This window comes from Vibrio sp. 2-1-2a (genome assembly GCF_032648565.1).
In the GTDB taxonomy this organism is placed as follows: Bacteria; Pseudomonadota; Gammaproteobacteria; order Enterobacterales; family Vibrionaceae; genus Vibrio; species Vibrio diabolicus.
Map to the genome: position 1 here is coordinate 14,534 of NZ_WBOH01000001.1, position 22,104 is coordinate 36,637.

Consider the following 22,104-nt stretch of genomic DNA (forward strand, 5'->3'; position numbering starts at 1 on the left):
TGCCTGCACGAGACGTTTACGCTATCTACAAACAAAAAAGCCCCTGCACTTAATAAGCGTACAGAGGCAGAACCAACCTACAGAGTTCGAGGATCAGGGGTTAGTTAGAATTGAGTTTTAATTAACGTCTTAACACTCGTTCAATTTCGTTCAAGCTACTTGGGTCATCAATCGTTGACGGAACGGTGTATTTTTCACCATCGGCTATTTGACGTATGGTTCGGCGCAGAATTTTACCCGAACGTGTTTTCGGTAAGCGATCTACAACCAATGCATGCTTAAAGCAGGCAACCGCACCGATCTCACTACGTACCTTGCCAACAAGCTCACCTTCAAGATCAAGCTCGTCCACTTTGACACCATCTTTAAGCACAACAAAACCAAGTGGTAACTGCCCTTTTAACTCATCGTGGATACCCACGACTGCACATTCCGCAATCGCTGGGTGGCCACCGACAATTTCTTCCATTTCGCCTGTCGATAAACGATGCCCCGCGACATTAATCACGTCATCAATACGTCCCATAATGAACAGGTAACCGTCTTCATCCAGATAGCCCCCATCACCTGACACATAGTAGCCAGGGAATTGGCTGAGGTAACCGGTTTCAAAACGGTCATGGTTACGCCAAACCGTTGGCAGACAACTCGGTGGCAGCGGACGTTTTAATGCGACAAAGCCTTGTTGGTTAGGCCCGACCGACTCTCCAAGTTCATTCAGAATCTCGACCTGATAGCCCGGAATTGGCTTCGTCGAAGAACCCGCTTTAACTGGCATCATTTCAACACCTGTTGGGTTGCCCGCGATAGCCCAACCCGTTTCCGTTTGCCACCAGTGGTCAATAACGGGTTTGTCTGCTTTGCTCTGAACCCATTCCAGTGTTGGAGGGTCAAGGCGTTCTCCTGCCATAAAGATGGTTTTCAATTTAGAGAGATCATACTGTTTTAAAAACTCACCTTCTGGGTCTTCTTTCTTGATCGCACGGAACGCTGTCGGGGCAGAGAACAACGCATCTACTTTGTATTCGTCACACACTCGCCAGAATGCGCCAGGGTCCGGTGTTCGGACGGGCTTACCTTCGAATAGGATTGTTGTGCAACCGTGAATCAGTGGAGCGTAAACAATGTAAGAGTGCCCTACTACCCAGCCAACATCAGATGCCGCCCAAAATACGCCATCTTGAGGAATGTTGTAGATTGCGCTCATGGAGTACTTCATCGCGACGGCATGGCCACCGTTGTCACGCACAACGCCTTTTGGCTTACCTGTCGTACCCGAAGTATAAAGAATGTAGAGTGGAGCGGTTGCTAACACCGGAACACAACCGTGTGGCAACGCTTGGTTGTACTCTTGTTGCCAATCCAGATCTCTTTCTTGGTTTAGATCGGCTTCGCACTCAGGACGCTGGAATATAAATACTTTTTCAGGCTTCCATCGGCTGTCCATAATGGCCTTGTCTACCATTGGCTTATATGGAATAACTTTGTTGATCTCAATCCCACACGACGCCGTCATGATGACTTTCGGCTCTGCATCTTCAATTCGTACAGCAAGCTCATTAGGTGCAAAACCACCGAATACAACGGAGTGAATCGCCCCCAAACGCGCGCAGGCTAGCATCGCCATTGCGGCTTCTGGAATCATCGGCATGTAAATAACGACTCGATCGCCTTTTTCAACGCCTTGGGCAGACAGCATACCGGCAATTTTTGCCACTTGGTCACGCAGGTCACTATAGGTATACGTTGTTTTATTGCCGGTTACTGGCGAGTCATAAATGAGTGCCGTATTATCACCGCGTCCTTGCTCGCAATGGTAATCCAATGCTAACCAGCACGTATTCATTACACCATCTGGAAACCAACGTTCTATGCCGTTTTCATCAGATTTCAAGATAGTTTTAGGAGATTCGAACCAATCGATATTCTCCGCTTGAGCGCGCCAAAAACTCTCCGGTTCGTTTTTCGCCCATAAATATTCTTTTTCGTATGAAGACATATTGCTTCCTCCAGTATGTCCTGACATTGCTCTCGTTCTATTCAAAGACCGTTCTTTTCACTCAAAGACATCAGAGGGTACACGCACAAATCCCTCCATTAGTATTCTCGCACTTCGGCTCATGATGGCTTTTTGTACCACCCAGCCCTGTTCAGCTTGCTTCGCTTGTGCTCCAACTTTTAACGTTCCTGAGGGGTGGCCAAAAGTCACTGACTCTTTTTCACCGCCACCAGCCGCCAAGTTAACCAACGTACCCGGCACACACGCCGCTGAAGCGATAGCAACGGCTGCTGTTCCCATCATTGCATGGTGAAGTTTGCCCATCGACAACGCACGAACCAACACGTCTATGTCCGACTCATTTACCGCTTTGCCACTTGAAGACAGGTAACTTTTCGGTTTAGAAACAAACGCAATTTTCGGTGTGTGCTGGCGTGTTTGAGCTTCTTCTAAATCAGAAATCAGGCCCATTTTTAATGCGCCATGCGCACGGATAGATTCGAACATCGCCAATGCGGCATCATCGTTGTTGATATCGTCTTGTAGCTCAGTGCCCTGATAACCAATCGATTCAGCATCAATAAAAATGGTTGGAATGCCCGCATTTATAAATGTGGCGTTAAACGTACCTACGTCCGGTACCACTAAATCATCGACTAAGTTGCCTGTTGGGAACATGCTGCCTTCGCCATCAGAAGGGTCAACGAAATCGACTTGAATCTCGGCGGCCGGAAACGTCACGCCATCGAGCTCAAACTCGCCGGTTTCTTGGACGAAACCATTAACAATTGGAACGTGAATCAAGATGGTTTTGCTGATGTTCACCTGCCAAACACGCACCGTCACAATGCCATTTTCTGGAATGCGATCTTGTGGAATCAGCCCAGCATGAATGGCGAAGGGACCAACTGCCGCAGACAAGTTGCCGCAGTTACCACTCCAATCGACGAATGGTTTGTCGATCGACACTTGTCCAAACAAGTAGTCAACATCGTGATCTGCTCGGCTACTGCGAGAAACAATCACTGTTTTACTGGTGCTGGAGGTCGCACCACCCATGCCATCAATTTGCTTCGCGTAAGGATCCGGGCTGCCGATAACACGTAACAACAGCTTGTCACGCGCGGCTCCAGCCACTTGCGCTTCTTGAGGCAAATCCTCTAGGTTGAAAAAGACACCTTTACTTGTACCGCCACGCATGTACGTCGCCGGCACTTTGATTTGGCTCATTTGATTCGGAGTTTTGCTTTCCATAGCCACTCCTTATTGCGCCAAGAAATCTTGCGCAAAACGCTGCAGAACACCGCCCGCGTTGTACACATGAACTTCGTCAGCGGTATCTAGGCGACACGTAACAGGAACGTCGACTTTCTCACCGTTGCTACGTGTAATAACTAAGGCTAAATCTGCACCCGGCTTGATTTCACCAACCACGTCATACAGTTCAGTACCATCCAGTTCTAGCGTATTGCGGTTTACACCTGGCTTAAATTGCAGTGGTAGTACACCCATGCCAACCAAGTTAGTACGGTGAATACGCTCAAAGCCTTCAGCAACAATGGCTTCTACGCCTGCCAAACGAACACCTTTTGCTGCCCAGTCACGAGATGAACCCTGACCATAATCAGCACCAGCCACCACGATCAGTGGCTGTTTACGATTCATGTAGGTTTCAATCGCTTCCCACATGCGTACAACCTGGCCTTCTGGTTCGATTCGCGCCAGAGAACCCTGAACCACTTCACCGTTCTCTTTCACCATTTCGTTAAATAGTTTCGGGTTAGCAAAGGTCGCACGTTGCGCCGTTAAGTGATCGCCACGGTGAGTCGCATAAGAGTTGAAGTCCTCTTCCGGAACGCCCATTTTGGCAAGGTATTCACCCGCAGCACTGCTCGCCATGATCGCGTTCGATGGTGACAGGTGGTCAGTCGTGATGTTGTCGCCCAGAATCGCTAATGGACGCATGCCAGACAGTGTTCTTTCACCCGCCAGCGCACCTTCCCAGTAAGGTGGACGGCGAATGTAGGTACTCATCGGACGCCAGTCGTAAAGCGGACTAGAGCTTTTCTCTGCGTCATCGAGCTTAAACATCTGGATGTAAACTTGGTTAAACTGCTCTGGCTTAACGTGTTTGCCGACCACAGCATCGATCTCTTCGTCGCTAGGCCACAAATCATTTAAGTAAATTGGTTTACCGTTTTGGTCAGTACCCAAAGCATCGCGTTCGATATCGAAACGAATCGTACCCGCTAGCGCATAAGCGACAACCAATGGTGGTGATGCTAAAAAGGCTTGTTTCGCGTATGGATGGATTCGGCCATCGAAGTTGCGGTTACCGGACAGAACCGCTGTCGCGTATAAATCGCGGTCGATGATCTCTTGTTGGATTTTTGGATCCAACGCGCCACTCATACCATTACAAGTTGTACATGCGTAACCAACAATGCCAAAGCCAAGCTTCTCAAGCTCTGGTAATAAGCCCGCTTCTTCCAAGTACAGGCGTGCAACTTTAGAGCCCGGAGCAAAAGACGATTTCACCCAAGGTTTACGTACAAGGCCGAGCTCATTGGCTTTCTTCGCGACAAGGCCAGCAGCGACGACGTTTCTTGGGTTACTAGTATTAGTACACGATGTGATAGCAGCGATGATCACTGCGCCATCTGGCAACTCACCTTCTTTCTCTTCCCACGCACCAGAAATGCCACGCTGCGCCAACTCCGATGTTGGTAAACGGCGGTGAGGGTTTGACGGGCCGGCCATGTTACGACTTACTGATGATAAATCGAATTCCAGTACACGCTCATAAACGGCAGTATCTAGATCGTCTGCCCAAAGTCCGGTTTGCTTTGCGTACTTCTCAACTAAGTCAACTTGCTGTTCGTCACGACCAGTCAGTTTTAGGTAGTTGATGGTCTGCTCATCAATATAAAACATACCCGCGGTTGCACCGTATTCTGGTGTCATATTAGAGATGGTTGCACGGTCACCAATTGTTAGGTCGCGAGCACCTTCACCAAAGAATTCAAGATATGAAGAAACAACACGCTCATTACGCAAGAACTCGGTAATTGCCAGAACGATATCCGTTGCGGTAATACCCGGTTGACGTTTACCCGTTAGTTTTACACCGACAATATCAGGTAAACGCATCATTGATGGTCGGCCTAGCATTACGGTTTCAGCTTCCAGACCACCAACACCGATCGCGATAACGCCCAATGCATCAACATGAGGCGTGTGACTGTCCGTACCCACACAGGTATCTGGGTAGGCAATACCCTGTTTCGCTTGCACCACAGGAGACATTTTCTCCAAGTTGATTTGGTGCATAATGCCGTTACCCGCAGGAATCACGCTTACGTTCTCAAACGCTGTTTTACACCACTCGATAAAGTGGAATCGGTCTTCATTACGACGTTCTTCAATCGCGCGGTTTTTATCGAAAGCATCAGCTTCAAAGCCTGCATGCTCAACCGCTAAAGAGTGGTCGACGATCAGCTGAGTCTCAACCACAGGGTTCACTTTTGCAGGATCGCCGCCCTGATCTGAAATGGCATCGCGCAGACCCGCTAAATCAACTAGAGCGGTCTGACCAAGAATGTCATGACAAACAACGCGTGCTGGATACCAAGGAAAATCAAGATCACGTTTACGTTCAATTAACTGCTTCAGGCTATCCGTCAATGTGTTCGGTTCACAGCGACGGACCAGTTGCTCAGCTAGCACGCGGGAGGTATAAGGGAGTTTTTCATAGGCTCCAGGAGAAATGGCATTGACGGCTTCGCGTGCATCAAAGTAATCCAGTTGAGTTCCCGGAAGCGGCTTACGATATTGGGTATTAATATTTGTGTTCATGGTTTGCTTCCATTCAGTCTGTACATCTTGCCTTCATCAACGTTTTTCCATTGCTCCAGAAACATCGTGATGAGAGGGGCTCCTTCCTCTGTCAGAGAGAGGTACAAAGGAAGGAGGTGGTCAATCAAAGCATATGTGCCCTGATTGACCTTCGCGCTAGCGATTCTCGATAGGTACCCATTCTTGATGATCTGGGCCCGTGTAATCAGCACTTGGGCGAATGATGCGGTTATTAGCACGTTGCTCATAAACGTGTGCAGCCCAACCCGTTAAACGACTCATCACAAAAATTGGTGTGAACAGCTTGGTTGGAATGTCCATGAAGTGGTAAGCCGATGCATGGAAGAAGTCCGCATTACAGAACAGACCTTTCTCTCGCTTCATCACTGATTCCACACGCTCAGAAACAGCATATAGATGTGTATCACCGACTTGCTGTGACAACTCTTTCGACCAGCGCTTAATCAACGCGTTGCGAGGATCACTTTCGCGATAGATGGCATGACCAAAGCCCATGATCTTGTCTTTGTTGGCCAGCATTTTCATGATGTTCGCTTCCGCCTCGTCTGGCGTTTGCCAATCTTCAATCATTTCCATCGCTGCTTCGTTTGCGCCGCCATGAAGTGGCCCGCGAAGCGTACCGATTGCTGCCGTGATACAAGAATGAATGTCTGACAACGTTGATGCACAAACACGCGCTGCAAAAGTTGATGCGTTGAATTCATGCTCAGCGTAAAGGATTAAGGAACAGTGCATCACTTGCTTGTGTAGCGCTGATGGCTCTTTATCTGTAAGCAATCGCAAGAAGTAACCGCCGATGCAGTCTTCGGTTTGATCTTCTGTATCGATACGAACGCCATCGTGACTAAAACGATACCAGTAGCAGATGATAGCTGGGAAAAGCGCCAGCATACGTTCCGTCGAATGCAATTGCTCATCAAAGCTCATTTCTTGCTCTAGGTTTCCTAACACAGAACAACCAGTGCGCATCACATCCATTGGATGAGCAGTAGCAGGAATAAGCTCTAACGCTTGCTTAAGCTCAGTTGGTAAGCCGCGAAGGTTTAAGAGATGTGTCTTGTACGCATCCAGTTCTTTCTGAGTTGGTAAGTGACCGCGTAACAGAAGATGTGCAACTTCTTCAAATTGAGCATTATTGGCAAGGTCAGTAATATCGTAACCGCGATAAGTCAGACCGGTCCCCGTTTTTCCGACAGTACATAAAGCTGTGCTTCCGGCGCTTTGACCGCGTAGGCCTGCACCACCTAACTCTGCTTTCTTTTCTGCAGTTTGAGACATTGTTTGAACTCCTTTTCTGTCTGGCTTTGCCCTCTTTGGAGCGTTTTTTAGCCAGACGAATTTCACGTTATTGAATTAGATAAATTCCGATTATCTTTTCTTGGGCTTCCGTCTATCTTTTCTTTTCCCGCTATTTTCCTTCAGAGAATAGCTGGTCAAGTTTGTCTTCGTAATCGTGGTAGTTCAGGTGCTGATACAACTCTTTGCGTGTTTGCATTGAATCAACCAAAGCTTCCTGATTGCCCACTTCTAGCAAATGCTTATAAACCGTTTCAGCGGCTTTGTTCATGGCTCGGAACGCACTTAACGGGTAAAGCACCATATCGACTTTCGCTTTTGCAAGCTCGTCGCAGCCGTATAGTGGCGTTGCGCCGAACTCGGTAATGTTCGCCAGAATAGGAACGTGCTTTCCAGTTGCTTGCTCAAGTGCGTTTGAGAACTGAAGGTACTGATCCAGCTTGGTCATTGCTTCTGGGAAGATCATGTCTGCGCCAGCTTCCACACACGCAATCGCACGCTCAATTGCACTGTCCATACCTTCAACAGCTAGCGCGTCAGTACGAGCCATAATCACAAAGCTTTCATCATTTCGTGCGTCAACCGCGGCTTTTACGCGATCAACCATCTCTTGCTGGCTCACAATTGCTTTGTTCGGACGATGCCCACAACGTTTCTGTGCGACTTGGTCTTCCATATGAACCGCAGCAGCCCCCGCCTTTTCCATTGCTTTGATCGTGCGAGCAATATTAAATGCGCCTCCAAAACCAGTGTCGATATCAACCAATAGCGGTAAACCACACGCGTTAGTGATGCGGTCAACATCGACCAGTACGTCGTTCAATGTTGTAATACCGAGATCCGGCAATCCGTATGACGCGTTTGCAATACCGCCGCCAGACAAATAAATCGCTTGATGCCCCAAATTTTTCGCCATCATGGCGCAGTAAGGGTTAATGGTGCCAACAATTTGCAGCGGATTGTTTTGTTCAATAGCGAGTCTGAACTTCGCTCCCGGTGTTAAGCTCATGACGAATTCCTTCTAGTCTTTGTCTAAACTTTCTGTATGTATAATTTGCGATTGGATGAGCTTTCGACTTCCTGAGATGTGTCTTCTCATCAGCATTTCTGCAAGCTCTTCATCGCGATTACGGATGGCTTCCAGAATGAATTTGTGTTCAGTCAGCGCTTCATTTGGACGAGATTGCGCGCGCGGTGACTGATAGCGATACATGCGTAACAAGTGGTAAAGCTCGTCGCACAGCAGAGAAATCAGCTTGCTGTTTCGGCTTGCTTGGATGATGCGATAGTGAAAATCAAAATCTCCATGCTGATGGAAGTAAGAGGCTCCTTCCACTTGATCAATGTGCTTAGAATGTGTCGACAATAGCATTTCCAAGCTCAAGAGCTCTTCTTGCGTAATATGTCGCGCTGCTAACCTTGCCGCCATACCTTCTAGCGCTTCGCGAACCGCATAGAGTTCTATCAGCTTTTCTGGAGAAAAAGTGGTCACTCTAGCCCCGACATGAGGAATACGTTCAATGAGCCCTAGCCCCTCTAAACGCATTAATGCTTCACGCAAAGGGCCCCGGCTGACTTGATATTTCTTCGCCAGTTCAGGCTCCGAGATTTTATGACCAGGCTTAACATCGCCATTCACAATGACTTCAATCAGTGTTTCTGTCAGTGTTTCTGACTTGGTGTGTTCTTTCTCAGAACCCAGTACTTTATAACGAGTTTTCAACTCAGAGTTCATACTCAGATACTCACGTTACCGACATCAAAATGTCTACAATTTCTTAACCTGAATATAAAGTAGTCTATCAAAGTGTCGACAATCAAGTAAATTGTCGACACTTTAGACTAAGGTCGTAATTTAAATCGACGAAAATCGTCTATTACGGACTTAATGGAGGGATAATTGCGAAGGAAAAAATAAATTGTCGACAACCAAACACCTCTTAACATAATGATATAAAAGAAAAATAATTAAGCCGTCGAACAATTAAGGATACAAAAGGCTATTCTTTAGGTGAAAATTGCTCAAAAACTTGCTGCGATGTCATCTTTTGTGAGGTGGGATTGAGGTCATAATACGCGGGCTTTTCATCGGTAAAGATCTCTAATGAGAGTTTGAAATCTGGATTGTCGAACAAACCAGCGGAGAGAATGTACTCGCCTGTCGGTAACAAATGATAGAAAAGGTTTGTGCCGCATTCGCCACAAAAACCTCTCACCGCCCAGTCAGACGATTGATAACGCTTTGGCTCGGCCCCCTTAAACGTTACGTTAGGACCACAATGCACAGCATGGAGTGCTCCACTCGACCATTTTCGACACATCGAGCAGTGGCATAGACTCACTTCATTCTTAGCGTCTGCGATCACTTCAATAGCGCCGCACAAACATGTCCCTTTCATTCTCTGTTTCCTTATTCGTTTGATGTCATTCCATTATGACGCAATTGTTAGCACGCACGCGTGATGTGCAACCAATTTTTCAGCGTGAACTTTATGAACAAAATACCCGTTATGCTCAATATTCTCTTTATCGACGTTTTAAAGACATCGATTTAACACTTAATTAACCTTTGATACATCAGCATCCAGTTCGAGTTAAAGGCTGAAACAAAAATAAGACTCATCAAAAAATAGAGTCACCAACATAAGGAACGTGAACATGTTAAAGGTAATCAAACCAACGCTCGCCGCATCTATCATCGCAGCTTCATTTTCATTTAACGCTTTTGCTGCTGATGTAGAAAAAATGCATTTCTTGATCCCTGGAGGTGCCGGTGGCGGCTGGGATATGACCGCACGAGGTACAGGTGATGTGCTACTCAAATCAGACATCGTTGAGACGGTATCTTTTCAAAACCTTTCTGGTGGCGGCGGCGGTAAAGCCATTGCGCACTTGATTGAAACGGCAGATCGTCAAGAAGATACACTGATGGTGAATTCAACGCCGATCGTCGTTCGCTCTCTAACAGGTATTTTCCCTCAATCCTTTAGAGATCTCACTCCCGTTGCAGCCACCATTGCGGATTACGGTGCCATCGTAGCCTCTGTTGATTCGCCATACAATTCTTGGGAAGACGTAGTAAAAGCATTTGAATCTAACCCTCGCAAAGTGAAAATTGCGGGTGGCTCTGCTCGTGGCTCGATGGACCACCTCGTCGTTGCCGCCGCATTTAAAGGCGAAGGATTTGATGCGCGTAAAGTTCGTTACATCGCTTACGATGCGGGCGGTAAAGCCATGGCAGCCCTTCTTTCAGGCGAAACTCAACTGCTCTCTACGGGCCTAGGTGAAGTACTGGAGATGTCAAAATCTGGTCAAGTCAAAGTGCTAGCGGTAACTGCACCAAAACGCCTAGAAGCCGCACCAAACATCCCTACGCTAACAGAATATGGTAACGAAACTGTCTTCGCTAACTGGCGTGGATTCTTTGCTGCACCAGGTACTAGCCAAGAAAAACTGGATGAATGGAATGCAGCATTTACCAAAATGTACAACACTGACGAATGGCAAGTCGTCCGTGACCGCAATGGTTGGATAGACAACTACAAGGCGGACAAAGCGTTCTTCGCGTTCCTTGAAGAGCAAGAGCAGCAAATGGGTGACTTAATGCGCGAGTTAGGCTTCCTAAAGTAGCAGTCGAACTGGGTCCCTCAGATTCCAACCTCACCCAATAACGTGGGGTTGGTATTTCCCCAACTGTATTTGCACTCTAAGTTTCACCGTATATGGATATTGTCGACAATCGGCATGCACACTCCTTTGTTTATATACCCAAAGCAGCTCGACTAGCAGCGAAATGCTTAATTGTTAATGGTTTAGTTTATTCATTAACGTCCATATGCGGTCTTTTTTATTTTTGTTAGGAGTTGAATATGTCTCGTTCAACCAACTTTTTCACCAAAGAATATTTGCTCTGTCGTGACCGTGTCGGCGCAATGATCTTTCTACTCTTCTGTCTTTGCTACGGTTATCAAACCTCACAAATTCCATTGTTCCCTGGTGATGAATACGAACCGTTCACCGCACGTACTTTGCCAACCATCCTGACTTACGTTGGTGCAGGCCTTTCTTTGTTATTGCTGGTAACAGGACAACCAGATAAACAAAGTGGCGCGGTGCTGAACTTTAATTGGAAGTTACTGATCGCTTTCTTGGTTTTGATGGCGCTTTACGGCGTAGGCCTGACTTACCTAGGCTTTGTTATAGCTACTGGCTTCTTTTTATTGGCTGGCTTTTATCTGCTGGGGGAAAGACGTAAACCCGTTCTGTTCGGCGCGTCGTTTCCATTCGTGATCGCGTTCTATTTATTACTCACTCAAGGTTTGGACATCTATCTCGAACCGGGTTTGATTTTCACCATCTGGTAGTCAAAGAAAGGACTGAATTATGTTAGATGGAATTCTACAAGGTTTATCCACTGCAGTAATGCCAATGAACATCATGATGGTGATCGTTGGTTGTTTCGTCGGTACATTTATCGGCATGTTACCTGGGCTTGGGCCGATCTCAGCCATTGCTTTGATGATCCCAATTACTTATGGCCTAGAGCCCTCTTCTGGCCTTATTTTGATGGCGGGTGTTTATTACGGTGCGGTATTTGGTGGTTCTACATCGTCGATTTTAATTAACGCGCCGGGTTGTTCTTCAACCGTGGTGACAGCATTCGACGGCTACCCGATGGCTCAAAAAGGCCAAGCAGGTAAAGCATTAGCTTTGGCAGCTTATTCTTCTTTCACTGGCGGTACGCTATCTGCCATTATGTTGCTTGTCGCAGCACCAGCATTGGCTAGCGTTTCACTTAGCTTCCAATCGTCAGACTATTTTGCGTTGATGCTACTTGGGTTATCAGCAGTCGCGGCTTTTGCGGGGAAAGGTCAGGTCATCAAAGCGTGGATGATGACCATTCTTGGTTTGATGCTATCTACAGTTGGTATCGATAAAGGCGTAGGCGTTGAACGCTTTACCTTCGGTTTAACGGATTTAATGGATGGCTTTAGCTTCTTGTTGCTTGCAATGGCGACATTCGCACTGGGTGAGACGCTGATGGGCATTCTTAAACCATCAAAAGACACCAGCGATGAAGAACAGGAAAAGCTGAGTAACATTGGCTCAATGAAAGTGACCAAGGACGAAATCAAAGATGTTGCGCCTGTTTCAATTCGCTCTTCAATATTAGGTTTCTTCACTGGCGTTCTTCCTGGCGCAGGAGCAACCATTGCTGCTTTTTTAAGCTATGGCATGGAGCGCAACCTCGCACCTAAAGAGAAAAAGGAAGAGTTCGGTAAAGGCAGTATCCGTGGTTTGGTCGCGCCAGAGTCTGCGAACAATGCAGCGTCTAGTGGTTCATTTGTTCCACTGCTAACGCTTGGCATTCCAGGTTCTGGTACAACAGCAATAATGCTCGGCGCGCTGATCGCTTATGGTATTCAACCTGGTCCTCGCCTGTTTGTTGAGCACCCAGATGTGTTCTGGTCGGTGATCATTTCCATGTACTTCGGCAACATCGTACTCGTGATCCTGAACTTACCGTTGATTCCGTACATCTCAAAGCTTTTGGCGGTGCCTAGAACGGTACTTCTGCCGATGATTTTATTCTTCTCAATCACCGGAGTTTATTTGGTCTCATTCAATACCATGGATGTGTTCGTGATGCTGATTGTCGCTATGGCTGCCATTGCACTTCGACTCGCTAACTTCCCACTTGCGCCTTTATTGCTGGGTTTCATCCTTGGGGGATTAATGGAAGAGAACTTACGCCGCGCATTAATGATTTCAGACGGCGAATTGAGTTTCCTATGGGAGCGCCCTATTACCCTTACCTTTACTGTTTTAGCCGTATTGGTACTGGCAAGTCCACTAATCGTAAAGCTGATTCAAAAGTTTAAAGCACAGCCAGTGAGCGTTGAGCAGTAATAGCTGTCTCTTTCAACCTAGACAAAGCCATCCATCGCGATGGCTTTTCTTTCTCCTATCAAATCGTTCACTTATTAAGCAAAACAATATTGACAAGTCATCGCCTATATATAAGAGTAGTTACATGAATACACACTTAGCGCAACTTAACCAACGAATTATCATCATTCCATAGGAATGGTGGGATATTTGATGCGCTCAATATTTATCGAACCCACCCATAGCGGTGGGTTTTCTGTCTCTACCGTATGGGAAATACTCTCTTGGAGGCGGTCACATGCAAAAAGTAGCGGTTTTTGGTAAGCCCGGCAGCGGAAAATCGACGATAAGTAAAGCAATCGCGTCTGCTACCGATCTCCCTCTTCATCAATTAGATTCCATAGTCTATAAACCAAACGGTGAGCCCGTTGAGCGTAACGTTTTTGATGAAGCACATAGCAATATACTTCACTCAGATCGTTGGATCATAGATGGTCTGGGGCCTATCAGCTCCTTTAATGCTCGTTTAGATGCAGCCGATACTCTCGTTTATATTGATCTACCATACTCCGTAAGCTATTGGTTTGTGACGAAACGTCTCCTTAAAGGACTATTCATTAAACCCGAAGGTTGGCCTGATGGCAGTTCGGTATTGAAAGGGACATTACAAAGCTACAAAGTTCTTCAGCAATGCCCTGCATTCTGGAATGATGACTTTATGTCTCGTCTCGAAGGGTACTCTCAAAGTAAAACCGTTCATGTCATCAAAAACGTCACAGAACTGAACAATTTTGTTTTAGAGCGGGTAAAGTAAACTTCATATCAGAACACTAGAGCATGTGGGATGGGCCATCTAAAGCTCTAACAATGAAAAAGAACATAACAAGGATTGTTTATGCTTTTAGAACTAGCGCTTTTATTCGTTGCCGGCGTAGTTGGTGGGATCATTAACTCCATTGCGGGAGGCGGAAGCTTTATTACTTTTCCGGCCCTATTGGCGGTTGGTGTGCCTCCAATTATGGCCAACGCAACAAATACTTATGCTTCATGTGCAGGGTACATTAGCGGAGCCGTTGGCTTCAGAGAAGAGATCATGAAGAACAAGCAAGAACTGTTGTTCACAGTCTCATTCAGTTTAGTAGGTGGCGCTGTCGGAGCATATCTGCTGCTCAACACACCAGAATCGCTATTTTTGGAAGCCATTCCTTGGCTACTATTGTTTGCCACCGTGCTTTTCTTGACTGGTTCTCGTTTAACAATGCTTATCAAAACTGTCGCGAAAGAGCACAAACACGCAGGAATACTCGGAGCAATCGCTTTGGGTCTATTACTTGTTGGTGTCTCTGCTTACGGTGGTTTTTTCAACGCAGGTTTAGGGGTTATTGTTCTGAGTTATCTGGTAGTAGCGGGTCACCAAGACATTAATTTAATGAACGGTTTGAAATTGCTGGTATCTACGTGTGTTTCACTCATTGCTATCGTGATTTTTGTTGCGAATGGTTCCATTGACTGGCGCACAGGTAGCGTTGTTTTGGTCGGTACGTTGGTGGGTGGTTATCTTGCAGCTCGTGTATCTCGTCAACTTAATCCCAATCATGTTAAAGGGTTTGTTGCTCTTTCTTCTATTCTCATCACTATCTACTTTTTCATTGATGTTTATGCTTAAGTAAAACTTGCACAAGTAGATAACACTCCTATAAAAAACGCCATCGCGAATGATTAATGCTGATCGCTTAACGATGTTTTTGTGTCATTCCAGCGAGCCTTGGCGAGACTAGGAATCTAATAGCAGTACGCTGAGCGGCTAATGAAACAATTTTGACCATAAAGGGCTCGGATAGAAGATCCTGTATCACGCTCCTCCGTCGCTGTACAGGATGACGAGAGACATAAATATGCCACTCGCTGTTAAACGAGTGGCATTAATCGCGAAAGATGGCGTTCTACATCAATAAGAAGAGAAAGTAACGGTTACTTAATCAGCCCTACTTCTTTGTAGTATTTGAGCGCACCTGGGTGAAGAGGCGCAGATAAACCGTCTTTTACCATTTCCTCTTTCTTCAAGTTCGCAAACGCTGGGTGGAGACGGCGGAAATCATCGAAGTTTTCAAATACCGCTTTAACCACGTTATAAACCACATCTTCTGGTACAGCAGTAGAGGAAACAAACGTCGCACCCACACCAAAGGTTTGAACATCACTATCTGTGCCACGATACATACCACCCGGTACATTTGCGACACGGTAGAAGCTATTGTCTGCAACCAATTTTTCTACATTAGGTCCAGCTACCGTTACGATATTACTATCACACGACGTAGTGGCTTCTTTAATCGCTCCACTTGGGTGACCAACGGTATAAATCATCGCATCAATTTTGTTATCACAAAGTGCTTTTGATTGCTCTGCTGCTTTTAACTCAGACACAAGCTTAAAGTCATCGTTACTCCAGCCATACTGGCTCATTAACACTTCCATGGTGCCTCGTTGACCTGAGCCAGGGTTACCAATGTTGACGCGCTTACCTTTCAAATCATCAAAAGTTTTGATGTTCGCGTCTTTACGTGCAACGACAGTGAACGGTTCTGGATGAACGGAGAATACGGCGCGTAGTTCTTTAAAAGGCCCGCTTTCCTTAAACTTACTGGTCCCTTTGTAAGCATGATACTGCCAGTCTGATTGAGCGATACCGAGATCCAATTCACCAGCACGAATAGTGTTGATGTTATAAATCGATCCCCCAGTACTTTCTACCGAACAACGGATACCGTGATCTTCTCGCGATTTGTTAACCAAGCGACAAATAGCGCCACCAGTCGGATAATAAACCCCTGTTACACCACCAGTACCAATCGTGACAAACGTTTCTTCCGCAGATGCAGAAAAGCCTGTTGTGAGTGCCGCTAAAGAAGCAGCAAGTGCGATTTGCTTAAACTTAAACATTGAACATCCTTTTTACCTGTGTTGATGACCGTTTAAGTATAGCAACCGTTAACAATTTGATAACGTTTGAGTTCTCATCTTTGAAGGTTGAATTATAGATATGTACTTTTTCATCAACGTAACCTACTGATAAATAATATCTATACTTGAATTGCACAAAAAAAGCGTTGTATAAACAACGCTTTGTAGTTAATGAGATGGACGGTTACACCGTTGGGACTGACGCTCGCCACGCTTGGTTCTGACTATCTGAGATAGAACGGAACAAGTCACGTAGCTCTTTCAATAAGCCTTCTTGGAAACCAATGTTTTCATCAGCTTTCTGTTTGGCTGCTTGTGCGCGAGTCGCTTGTACTTCATCATCTTTGCTGCGCGCTTGCGCTTTGGTTTGCTCTACATTCGATGCAGAGTTTGCCATCTGGCCCAAAGCTTGAAGAATTGCGTTCTTCGCTTGGTTTGAGCTCATCAACTTATCGAACTTACGGCCACCACTTGTCAGCTGTGCTGTCGTGTCCGCGATATTGTCTTTTGCTAGTGAGTGCGCACGCTTAACCTGATCTTGCTGAGTTTTAGATAATCCATTGTTATTCATCAACTCTTCTGCTTGTTCAAAGCCTGCTTTTTGCGTCTTCAGTACATTATTGCTCGCCATTTCATTCTTGATTTCTTTCCCTGCTTTGAAAGAACCAAGGGCACCAATAATTGCGGTAGCACCCGCTAATACACCCGAAACGACTGCCATCGCGATCATCGCACTTGCCGAGTTGTTTAGTTCTGCCGCTTGGCTTTCTAAACTCGCGACGTTTGCTTCAACAGCAATTTCACGTTGTAGCACTTGCTGCTCACGGCTCAGCTTTGATACTTGATACAACAATGTTAATAGCGTCAACGATTGTGATACCGCATCTGATGGTGACTTGATCACCTCCTCACCGTTAAGCGCTTTCATCGTTGTGCTCATTAATGAGCTCACCGTCGGTGCAAGAGCGCTCATTAGGTTTGCAACAACTTGAGCTTGGTTACTCACTGTAGGAGCTTTAGGCGTCTCTAACTGGTAGCGTGCTGCACCAGAAACACCTGACTCACTTTGGCTTTTAACGGCGCCCGCTTCAAGCTTTGTTTCCGGCGCTTTTTCTGCTTTGTTGGTTTTAATGGTATCGCCTAAACCGTATAGTTCACCACGACCCGTTTCGCCTACTTTATCTAGCATAATAAACTCCTTATACCGTTGCAGGACGGCTTAACACCGTTTGCATGGTTTCACTTTTCGCTTGGATCATTTGCATGATGACGCTCATCAGCTCTTGGAAATCTTCCATCAACTTGCCAATTTCTTCTTTAAGCTTGTCGATGACAGCCTGGCTTAAGGTCATTTTGGCGCGAAGGTCCGTGATATCTGCCTGAATCTCAGTTACGTGAGCATTGTTAGCGGCATGAACACTGTCCGTAGCGCCTTTACCTACGTTGACGGCAATATCGACAGTTTCTGCTCCGTAACGAATCGCTTTTGCGGTCGTTGTCGCGGCTTTTGAGCCCATGTCCGCCACTTTCGCCATATTTGCAGCTGTTTTCGTAGCGATTTCTGTGACCTTTTGAGCTATCTTGCCAGCACCTTTTGCTGCAAGTTTCGCGATACCGCCAGCTGCTGCACCACCAAACGTCACAACAGCTCCGATAACCGCGACTGCGATTTCTAATGCCATTACGACTTTGTTTAGCACATCGACATTTACGCCCGCTTCTTTTAGCGCATCTTGAACGGCTGGCTCTTGCAGCGCCATGCTCACTGCTCCCATGACGCCACCAGCGATCATAAGAGCACCAGCTGCTGCACCAACACCCGTTGCCACCATTACGGCACCAACAACAATAGAAACCACCGCACTGATCCAACCAAAGATCTTCGCTGCTAAGCCTGATTTTTGGGCTTCTTTTGCAGCGGCTTCCGATTCTTTGATTTTGTCTTGGTTTTCAACCATCTCTTTTTCGTGCTTAGCTTTTGCGACCTTCACTTCCTGAATTTTCAGCTCGTTTTGAGCACTTTTCAGTTTATCCGTGATAGCAGCAAGCTCTACTTCAAAATCATCAGCAGAACCTGCGATGATTTTGACTGCAATCGAACCTGTTTGATCTGCAACTGCATGGAGAGATTTTGCAATGGTATCGACGATCTTTTGCAGCTGTGCCATGGCTTTTAGCGTCAAATCATTCACTTTGTCGCTAACAGCTGCGTTAGGTGCATCTAACTGAACTTTCACTTTTCCAGTGTTCAGTACATCTGCATCTTTACTCTTCACGTTTTCTACCGTCACAGAAGGCGTCGCTGTAGACGCCGTTTTCTGCACGTTATCTAACGTGGTTTGGCCAGATTCAGGGCTATAAACCTGCGTCTGGATGCGGTCAAGTGCAATAGAACTCATAGTCTAATTACTCCTTTTTATTTCTCACCGCTTCTAACATGATGCCTGCACGCTCATGCAAATCTGCATATTGTGATTTTCCGGCAGACATCTCCTTCGCGCTGTAAAACCCACTCTCTGCTTCTGTCAGTTGTTCCAGTTTCAGGTGACATTCAGCAGAGTGAAAAGGTGGGCGTGGATCATTTACGTCCACTAGCGCTGCGTAGCTGTAGGCATCTATTGCCTGCAGATACTCACCCAACTCCTGACGAGCCGCGCCAAGGCCAATGAAAAATCGCGCCTGATAATGATCAAGCATGCTGAGTAATTGAAATACTTTCGCTGCTTGCTCAATCTTTCCCGACTGGAAAAAGTTGTAACCTACGGCATAAATGTGTTCGATGGTGTCCTGAGACACATCGTGCAACATTTTTAGCGTGCCTCCCTCTTCCAAAAAAGACAGCAGTTCTTCTGCTTGCATTTGAGATGGATCGGTCGCGTTTTGTTTAGTCATGGTTGTTATCCTTAAATGGCTCGTAGGATTTCTTGTAAAATACTGTGGTACTTCTGAACAAACTTGTTCATTGCTTCAACGGTCGAGTTGTATTGGGAGCTTGTATCATTTAGCTCTGTCGTTTTGATTTGAACTTCGTCGTTGAGTAGTTTGGATTTGTCACTGACCGAGCTGGAAAAGTTAGATAAATACTTAACATCATCTTCATCTTCATAGTTATTATTTTTTGCAGTAACACTTTCGGACTGTAAAAAGTCCAAATGTGAAATAGGTAAAAACCCTTTTTTCACTTCAGAGATAAATTCAGGCTTTATATACGTCTCAATGTTAGTGCTATCTAATCTAACTCTTGAATATTCACCACTTGTGTCTTCGATCTTAGGCACTTTCACTAATATCTCAGTTACAAAACCAAAACTGCTACTCTTTACGATGTATTGGTCGTTATACTGAAGGCCGCGAACTTTAAGATTGCTTGTAGTGCTACCAATTAAATCTTTATGTTCTTCGTCGGCTTCAAAGTGACTATTAATATAATTAGTAGGTACCCAAATCTCAGTGCTTTCTGACAAATTTCTTTCCGTCAGAATTGTTTGCAAGTACTTGTTTTCAGGAGAAGATATAAACTCTTCTCCATCCGAGTAACCAAAAGATTCCGCAGTGAAAAAGCTCTTAGCGGGGTTATAGCTTTCATTACTACTTTGCGCACTATGAATCGTTGATTGAACTTCACCAAATATTTTTAGACGGGTTGTAAGCTCTTCTAATTCTTCTTTTTGCTCATTACGTTTCTCTAAACGGTTAACACGACGCTCATTTAGTGCAAGCAGCACTTGCTCATCAAAGCGGTCGCCAATGCTAGACTCAACGACAGCCAGCAAATCACGAGCCGTTAGAGAGTGCTCTGCTCTCACCTCGCGATCCGCTTTCTCTTTATCGGTGATATTGAGTAGACGCTCTTTCAATGCCCCTAAGTTCTTGCGCAATGCCTCGTATCGCTCAGTAAATGAAGCCCCGGTAGATTCACCTTTTACTATTTTTTCAAACTGTAATCGGATATCTCGTTCGGTGTTTTCTTTGATCAAAGTAACTTGAGCTGGCGTTATTTGTGTCTTTTGGACATCGGCTATCGCGCTGTCCTGGTAAAAGTCGTCGATTTCTATATTTGTTAAACTCACCGCGAAGTTGGCGAACAGACTAGAAAGGGTCAAAGGCTCGGTTCCATCAATAACAGTGTTAAGTGCTGCTTTTAGGTTGTTTGTTCCAGCCGCATCCCCATAAGCTGCGCTATATTGGCCTTTCACTTGAGCGGCCATTTCATCTAACGCTTCTTTAAGCTGCTGTTTAGAAATACCAGGAGTCCATGTAATTCTGTTAGCTAGCGCACTTGCGTCATCGGTGCTTAAAGTAATACCGATGCCTTGAAAACTACTTTTTAATTGAGCTGAGACTTGAAGAGCGAAACTCTCTTTAGTCAACAGGAAATCCGAGCTCTTCAGTTGCGCGAGATTCACGGAACCTAAGCTACTAAAGGCATTGCGAAGAAAAGAAATAGAAGCATCTCTCACTTCACGGGAGCCCATTTGATTAGCAAGCTCTGCAACAAAAAGAGAAATTTCTTTGGTGGCATTAGCCAGTTCTGTCTCGGAGAGGTTGGCGATCTGCTCCGCTTGGTTACTCTGAGTCCCCAGATTAAATTGACTAACAAACTCAGTAGATAACGAGCTATCTACGTTTTCCGTGAGTAACTTACTAAACCAAGCCTGAAACTGATTTGATAGTGTTTGGTTTGTTTGAGCATTGAACTCGGCTGCGGTTAATTCGCCATCTGAGTTAGCACTTTGTAGCGACTTTATCCAAACAGATGCGGTGTCGGTCAATGATATATCAGCAAACGCGTTATTTTTCGCTTTTAGGTTTTCAAGCGTATCAACATAAAGCGCGATGCTTTGTGATTCCGTTTGTCCCGAGATAGTTGGCAATGAAGAGATTATCGAGGCAAGTTGCTGAGTCTCTGCTTCACCCAGTACAGGGGTAAATGCCTCTATCAAGTTTTGTTGGAAAGTGGGTAATGGTGCACTACTCGCAGCTGTGTCTGTTGCTCCTGTCGTAGAGCCAGTCGTTTTCATATTCGTCATTTCCAAACCTCTAAATCATCATGCCGCGCATCACTGTGGGACGCTTTATCCGTTTACCTGACGTACCTTGTAGCTGATTTTGTTGTTGCCGGCGGCGCTGGACTTCGTCTATTAGCTCTTGCTCTGCACGTTTCATGGTATCTACTGGCGCTTTTATGCCGCCAAGTAAAACATCACCCGCAACAGGACCAACACCGAGGCCTTCCAATAGCTCGTTAAAAATATCGGTTCTGTCTTCAGCTTTTCTAATGGCAAGCTCAGCGTTCTCAATCGCATCGGTAAACGGTTGCTTCATCTTGATTCCTATCTTAAAGCGGGTCATCTCATCGGTGCTGTCAGTAACAGTCGTGAGTTTTTACTTTTTCAACTTTTTCAAAGGTCTATAATCTGCTAGGCATAAACAGTACCAGTCGTCTAGCTCATCATGGCTTGCACCGCATGCTTTTAGATAGAACTGTGCTAATCGCTGGCTGCTCATGTTGCTACCACGTAACACATCAACGTTTCCGCGAATGACCCAATCGGAGGGATAAAGTTGAATGGCATGTTCAGCCAAGAGAAATAAGCCGGCAAAGGGGTTACTCAACCCCAATTTTGGACGAACGCGTTTCAGAAGAACGATGATGATTTCTCCGTCCTCCACCCGAAAAACGAGCTCTAAACCCTCTACTTCAATTCGATAACCAAGTTGAATTTCACTTTTTTGCCAAAAGTATGGCGTCACTTCGATCCCCGCTTGCGCGAGCGAGAGCATTAGTTTTGTTTTCATTACATCCCCACCCTTCCAAGTGGCTGAATATTGATTTGCTGAGTTAATTCTTGAAATGACAAAACGGGCAGATCGTAGTACTCCGATTCAATAAGCTTTCGCACATATCGGCGTACATCCATAGACACAACTAACACAGGCTTATTCGGCATGCGGCTTAAATCACCAATGGTCTGTTTCACATCACTCACAAATTGTTGAGTTACTGACGGGTGTAGCGCGCCGATGAAAATGAACACAACGGACTAAAAAAATGAGCAACAATTAAAATGCTCATTTCA

Annotated in this window: 19 protein-coding genes and 1 pseudogene; 5 read left to right on the top strand and 15 right to left on the bottom strand. The window is 45.8% G+C overall.

All coding sequences use genetic code 11. From position 1 onward, the window contains the following. Positions 1 to 121: 121 nt before the first annotated feature. The 7 genes from F7Y48_RS00065 to F7Y48_RS00095 all read right to left on the bottom strand — a co-directional run bounded on the left by F7Y48_RS00065 (position 122) and on the right by F7Y48_RS00095 (position 9,570). Complete coding sequence (locus F7Y48_RS00065) at positions 122 to 1,999, bottom strand: propionyl-CoA synthetase (RefSeq protein WP_316679309.1); 1,878 nt, start codon at positions 1,997 to 1,999, stop codon at positions 122 to 124. A gap of 57 nt (positions 2,000 to 2,056) precedes the next feature. Further along, on the bottom strand, positions 2,057 to 3,253 hold the full coding sequence (prpF, locus tag F7Y48_RS00070; protein ID WP_316679310.1) for a 2-methylaconitate cis-trans isomerase PrpF: 1,197 nt from the start codon (positions 3,251 to 3,253) through the stop codon (positions 2,057 to 2,059). A gap of 9 nt (positions 3,254 to 3,262) precedes the next feature. Continuing rightward, positions 3,263 to 5,854 (bottom strand): Fe/S-dependent 2-methylisocitrate dehydratase AcnD, encoded by a 2,592-nt coding sequence (gene acnD / locus F7Y48_RS00075; RefSeq protein ID WP_316679312.1) that lies wholly within the window; start codon positions 5,852 to 5,854, stop codon positions 3,263 to 3,265. 156 nt (positions 5,855 to 6,010) lie between these two features. Beyond that, positions 6,011 to 7,153 (bottom strand): 2-methylcitrate synthase, encoded by a 1,143-nt coding sequence (gene prpC / locus F7Y48_RS00080; protein WP_012841784.1) that lies wholly within the window; start codon positions 7,151 to 7,153, stop codon positions 6,011 to 6,013. Between the two features lie 130 nt (positions 7,154 to 7,283). Beyond that, positions 7,284 to 8,180 (bottom strand): methylisocitrate lyase, encoded by an 897-nt coding sequence (gene prpB, locus F7Y48_RS00085; RefSeq protein WP_316679316.1) that lies wholly within the window; start codon positions 8,178 to 8,180, stop codon positions 7,284 to 7,286. Positions 8,181 to 8,192: 12 nt separating this feature from the next. Continuing rightward, on the bottom strand, positions 8,193 to 8,906 hold the full coding sequence (locus tag F7Y48_RS00090) for a GntR family transcriptional regulator (RefSeq protein WP_005395069.1): 714 nt from the start codon (positions 8,904 to 8,906) through the stop codon (positions 8,193 to 8,195). A gap of 265 nt (positions 8,907 to 9,171) precedes the next feature. After that, positions 9,172 to 9,570, bottom strand: coding sequence for a GFA family protein (locus F7Y48_RS00095; RefSeq protein ID WP_053807462.1), 399 nt, complete (start codon positions 9,568 to 9,570; stop codon positions 9,172 to 9,174). Between the two features lie 259 nt (positions 9,571 to 9,829). Here F7Y48_RS00095 and F7Y48_RS00100 point away from each other — a divergent pair, with 259 nt between their 5' ends. The 5 genes from F7Y48_RS00100 (at position 9,830) to F7Y48_RS00120 (ending at position 14,726) form a co-directional block, all read left to right on the top strand. After that, positions 9,830 to 10,801 (top strand): tripartite tricarboxylate transporter substrate binding protein, encoded by a 972-nt coding sequence (locus F7Y48_RS00100; protein ID WP_005395072.1) that lies wholly within the window; start codon positions 9,830 to 9,832, stop codon positions 10,799 to 10,801. A gap of 239 nt (positions 10,802 to 11,040) precedes the next feature. Further along, on the top strand, positions 11,041 to 11,535 hold the full coding sequence (locus F7Y48_RS00105; RefSeq protein WP_012841781.1) for a tripartite tricarboxylate transporter TctB family protein: 495 nt from the start codon (positions 11,041 to 11,043) through the stop codon (positions 11,533 to 11,535). Positions 11,536 to 11,554: 19 nt separating this feature from the next. Next, a complete protein-coding gene (locus F7Y48_RS00110; protein ID WP_005395074.1) occupies positions 11,555 to 13,081 on the top strand; it encodes a tripartite tricarboxylate transporter permease in 1,527 nt (508 codons plus the stop codon). Between the two features lie 277 nt (positions 13,082 to 13,358). Then, a complete protein-coding gene (locus F7Y48_RS00115; protein WP_104971761.1) occupies positions 13,359 to 13,874 on the top strand; it encodes an adenylate kinase in 516 nt (171 codons plus the stop codon). A gap of 81 nt (positions 13,875 to 13,955) precedes the next feature. Continuing rightward, positions 13,956 to 14,726 (top strand): sulfite exporter TauE/SafE family protein, encoded by a 771-nt coding sequence (locus F7Y48_RS00120; RefSeq protein WP_005395076.1) that lies wholly within the window; start codon positions 13,956 to 13,958, stop codon positions 14,724 to 14,726. A gap of 305 nt (positions 14,727 to 15,031) precedes the next feature. Here the strand turns inward: F7Y48_RS00120 and F7Y48_RS00125 are convergent, their stop codons facing one another. From F7Y48_RS00125 to F7Y48_RS00160, 8 genes and pseudogenes are all read right to left on the bottom strand, one after another. After that, a complete protein-coding gene (locus F7Y48_RS00125; protein ID WP_006741544.1) occupies positions 15,032 to 16,003 on the bottom strand; it encodes a TAXI family TRAP transporter solute-binding subunit in 972 nt (323 codons plus the stop codon). Positions 16,004 to 16,208: 205 nt separating this feature from the next. Further along, on the bottom strand, positions 16,209 to 17,213 hold the full coding sequence (vopD, locus tag F7Y48_RS00130; RefSeq protein ID WP_316679326.1) for a type III secretion system translocon subunit VopD: 1,005 nt from the start codon (positions 17,211 to 17,213) through the stop codon (positions 16,209 to 16,211). A 10-nt stretch (positions 17,214 to 17,223) separates the two neighbouring features. Beyond that, entirely contained in the window at positions 17,224 to 18,423 is a 1,200-nt protein-coding gene (gene vopB / locus F7Y48_RS00135) for a type III secretion system translocon subunit VopB (RefSeq protein WP_006741541.1), read from the bottom strand. A 7-nt stretch (positions 18,424 to 18,430) separates the two neighbouring features. Next, on the bottom strand, positions 18,431 to 18,916 hold the full coding sequence (vcrH, locus tag F7Y48_RS00140) for a SycD/LcrH family type III secretion system chaperone VcrH (RefSeq protein WP_005395089.1): 486 nt from the start codon (positions 18,914 to 18,916) through the stop codon (positions 18,431 to 18,433). An 11-nt stretch (positions 18,917 to 18,927) separates the two neighbouring features. Next, complete coding sequence (locus tag F7Y48_RS00145; protein ID WP_309303519.1) at positions 18,928 to 21,045, bottom strand: virulence-associated V antigen; 2,118 nt, start codon at positions 21,043 to 21,045, stop codon at positions 18,928 to 18,930. Between the two features lie 19 nt (positions 21,046 to 21,064). Then, positions 21,065 to 21,349 (bottom strand): LcrG family type III secretion system chaperone, encoded by a 285-nt coding sequence (locus F7Y48_RS00150; protein WP_258507858.1) that lies wholly within the window; start codon positions 21,347 to 21,349, stop codon positions 21,065 to 21,067. Positions 21,350 to 21,409: 60 nt separating this feature from the next. Continuing rightward, positions 21,410 to 21,823: an LcrR family type III secretion system chaperone gene (locus F7Y48_RS00155; RefSeq protein WP_258507859.1), complete on the bottom strand. Its 414-nt coding sequence runs from the start codon at positions 21,821 to 21,823 to the stop codon at positions 21,410 to 21,412. Next, positions 21,823 to 22,044, bottom strand: a pseudogene (locus F7Y48_RS00160) (FHIPEP family type III secretion protein); the annotation flags it as partial. The pseudogene F7Y48_RS00160 and the gene F7Y48_RS00155, both read right to left, overlap by 1 nt. Between the last annotated feature and the right edge of the window lie 60 nt (positions 22,045 to 22,104).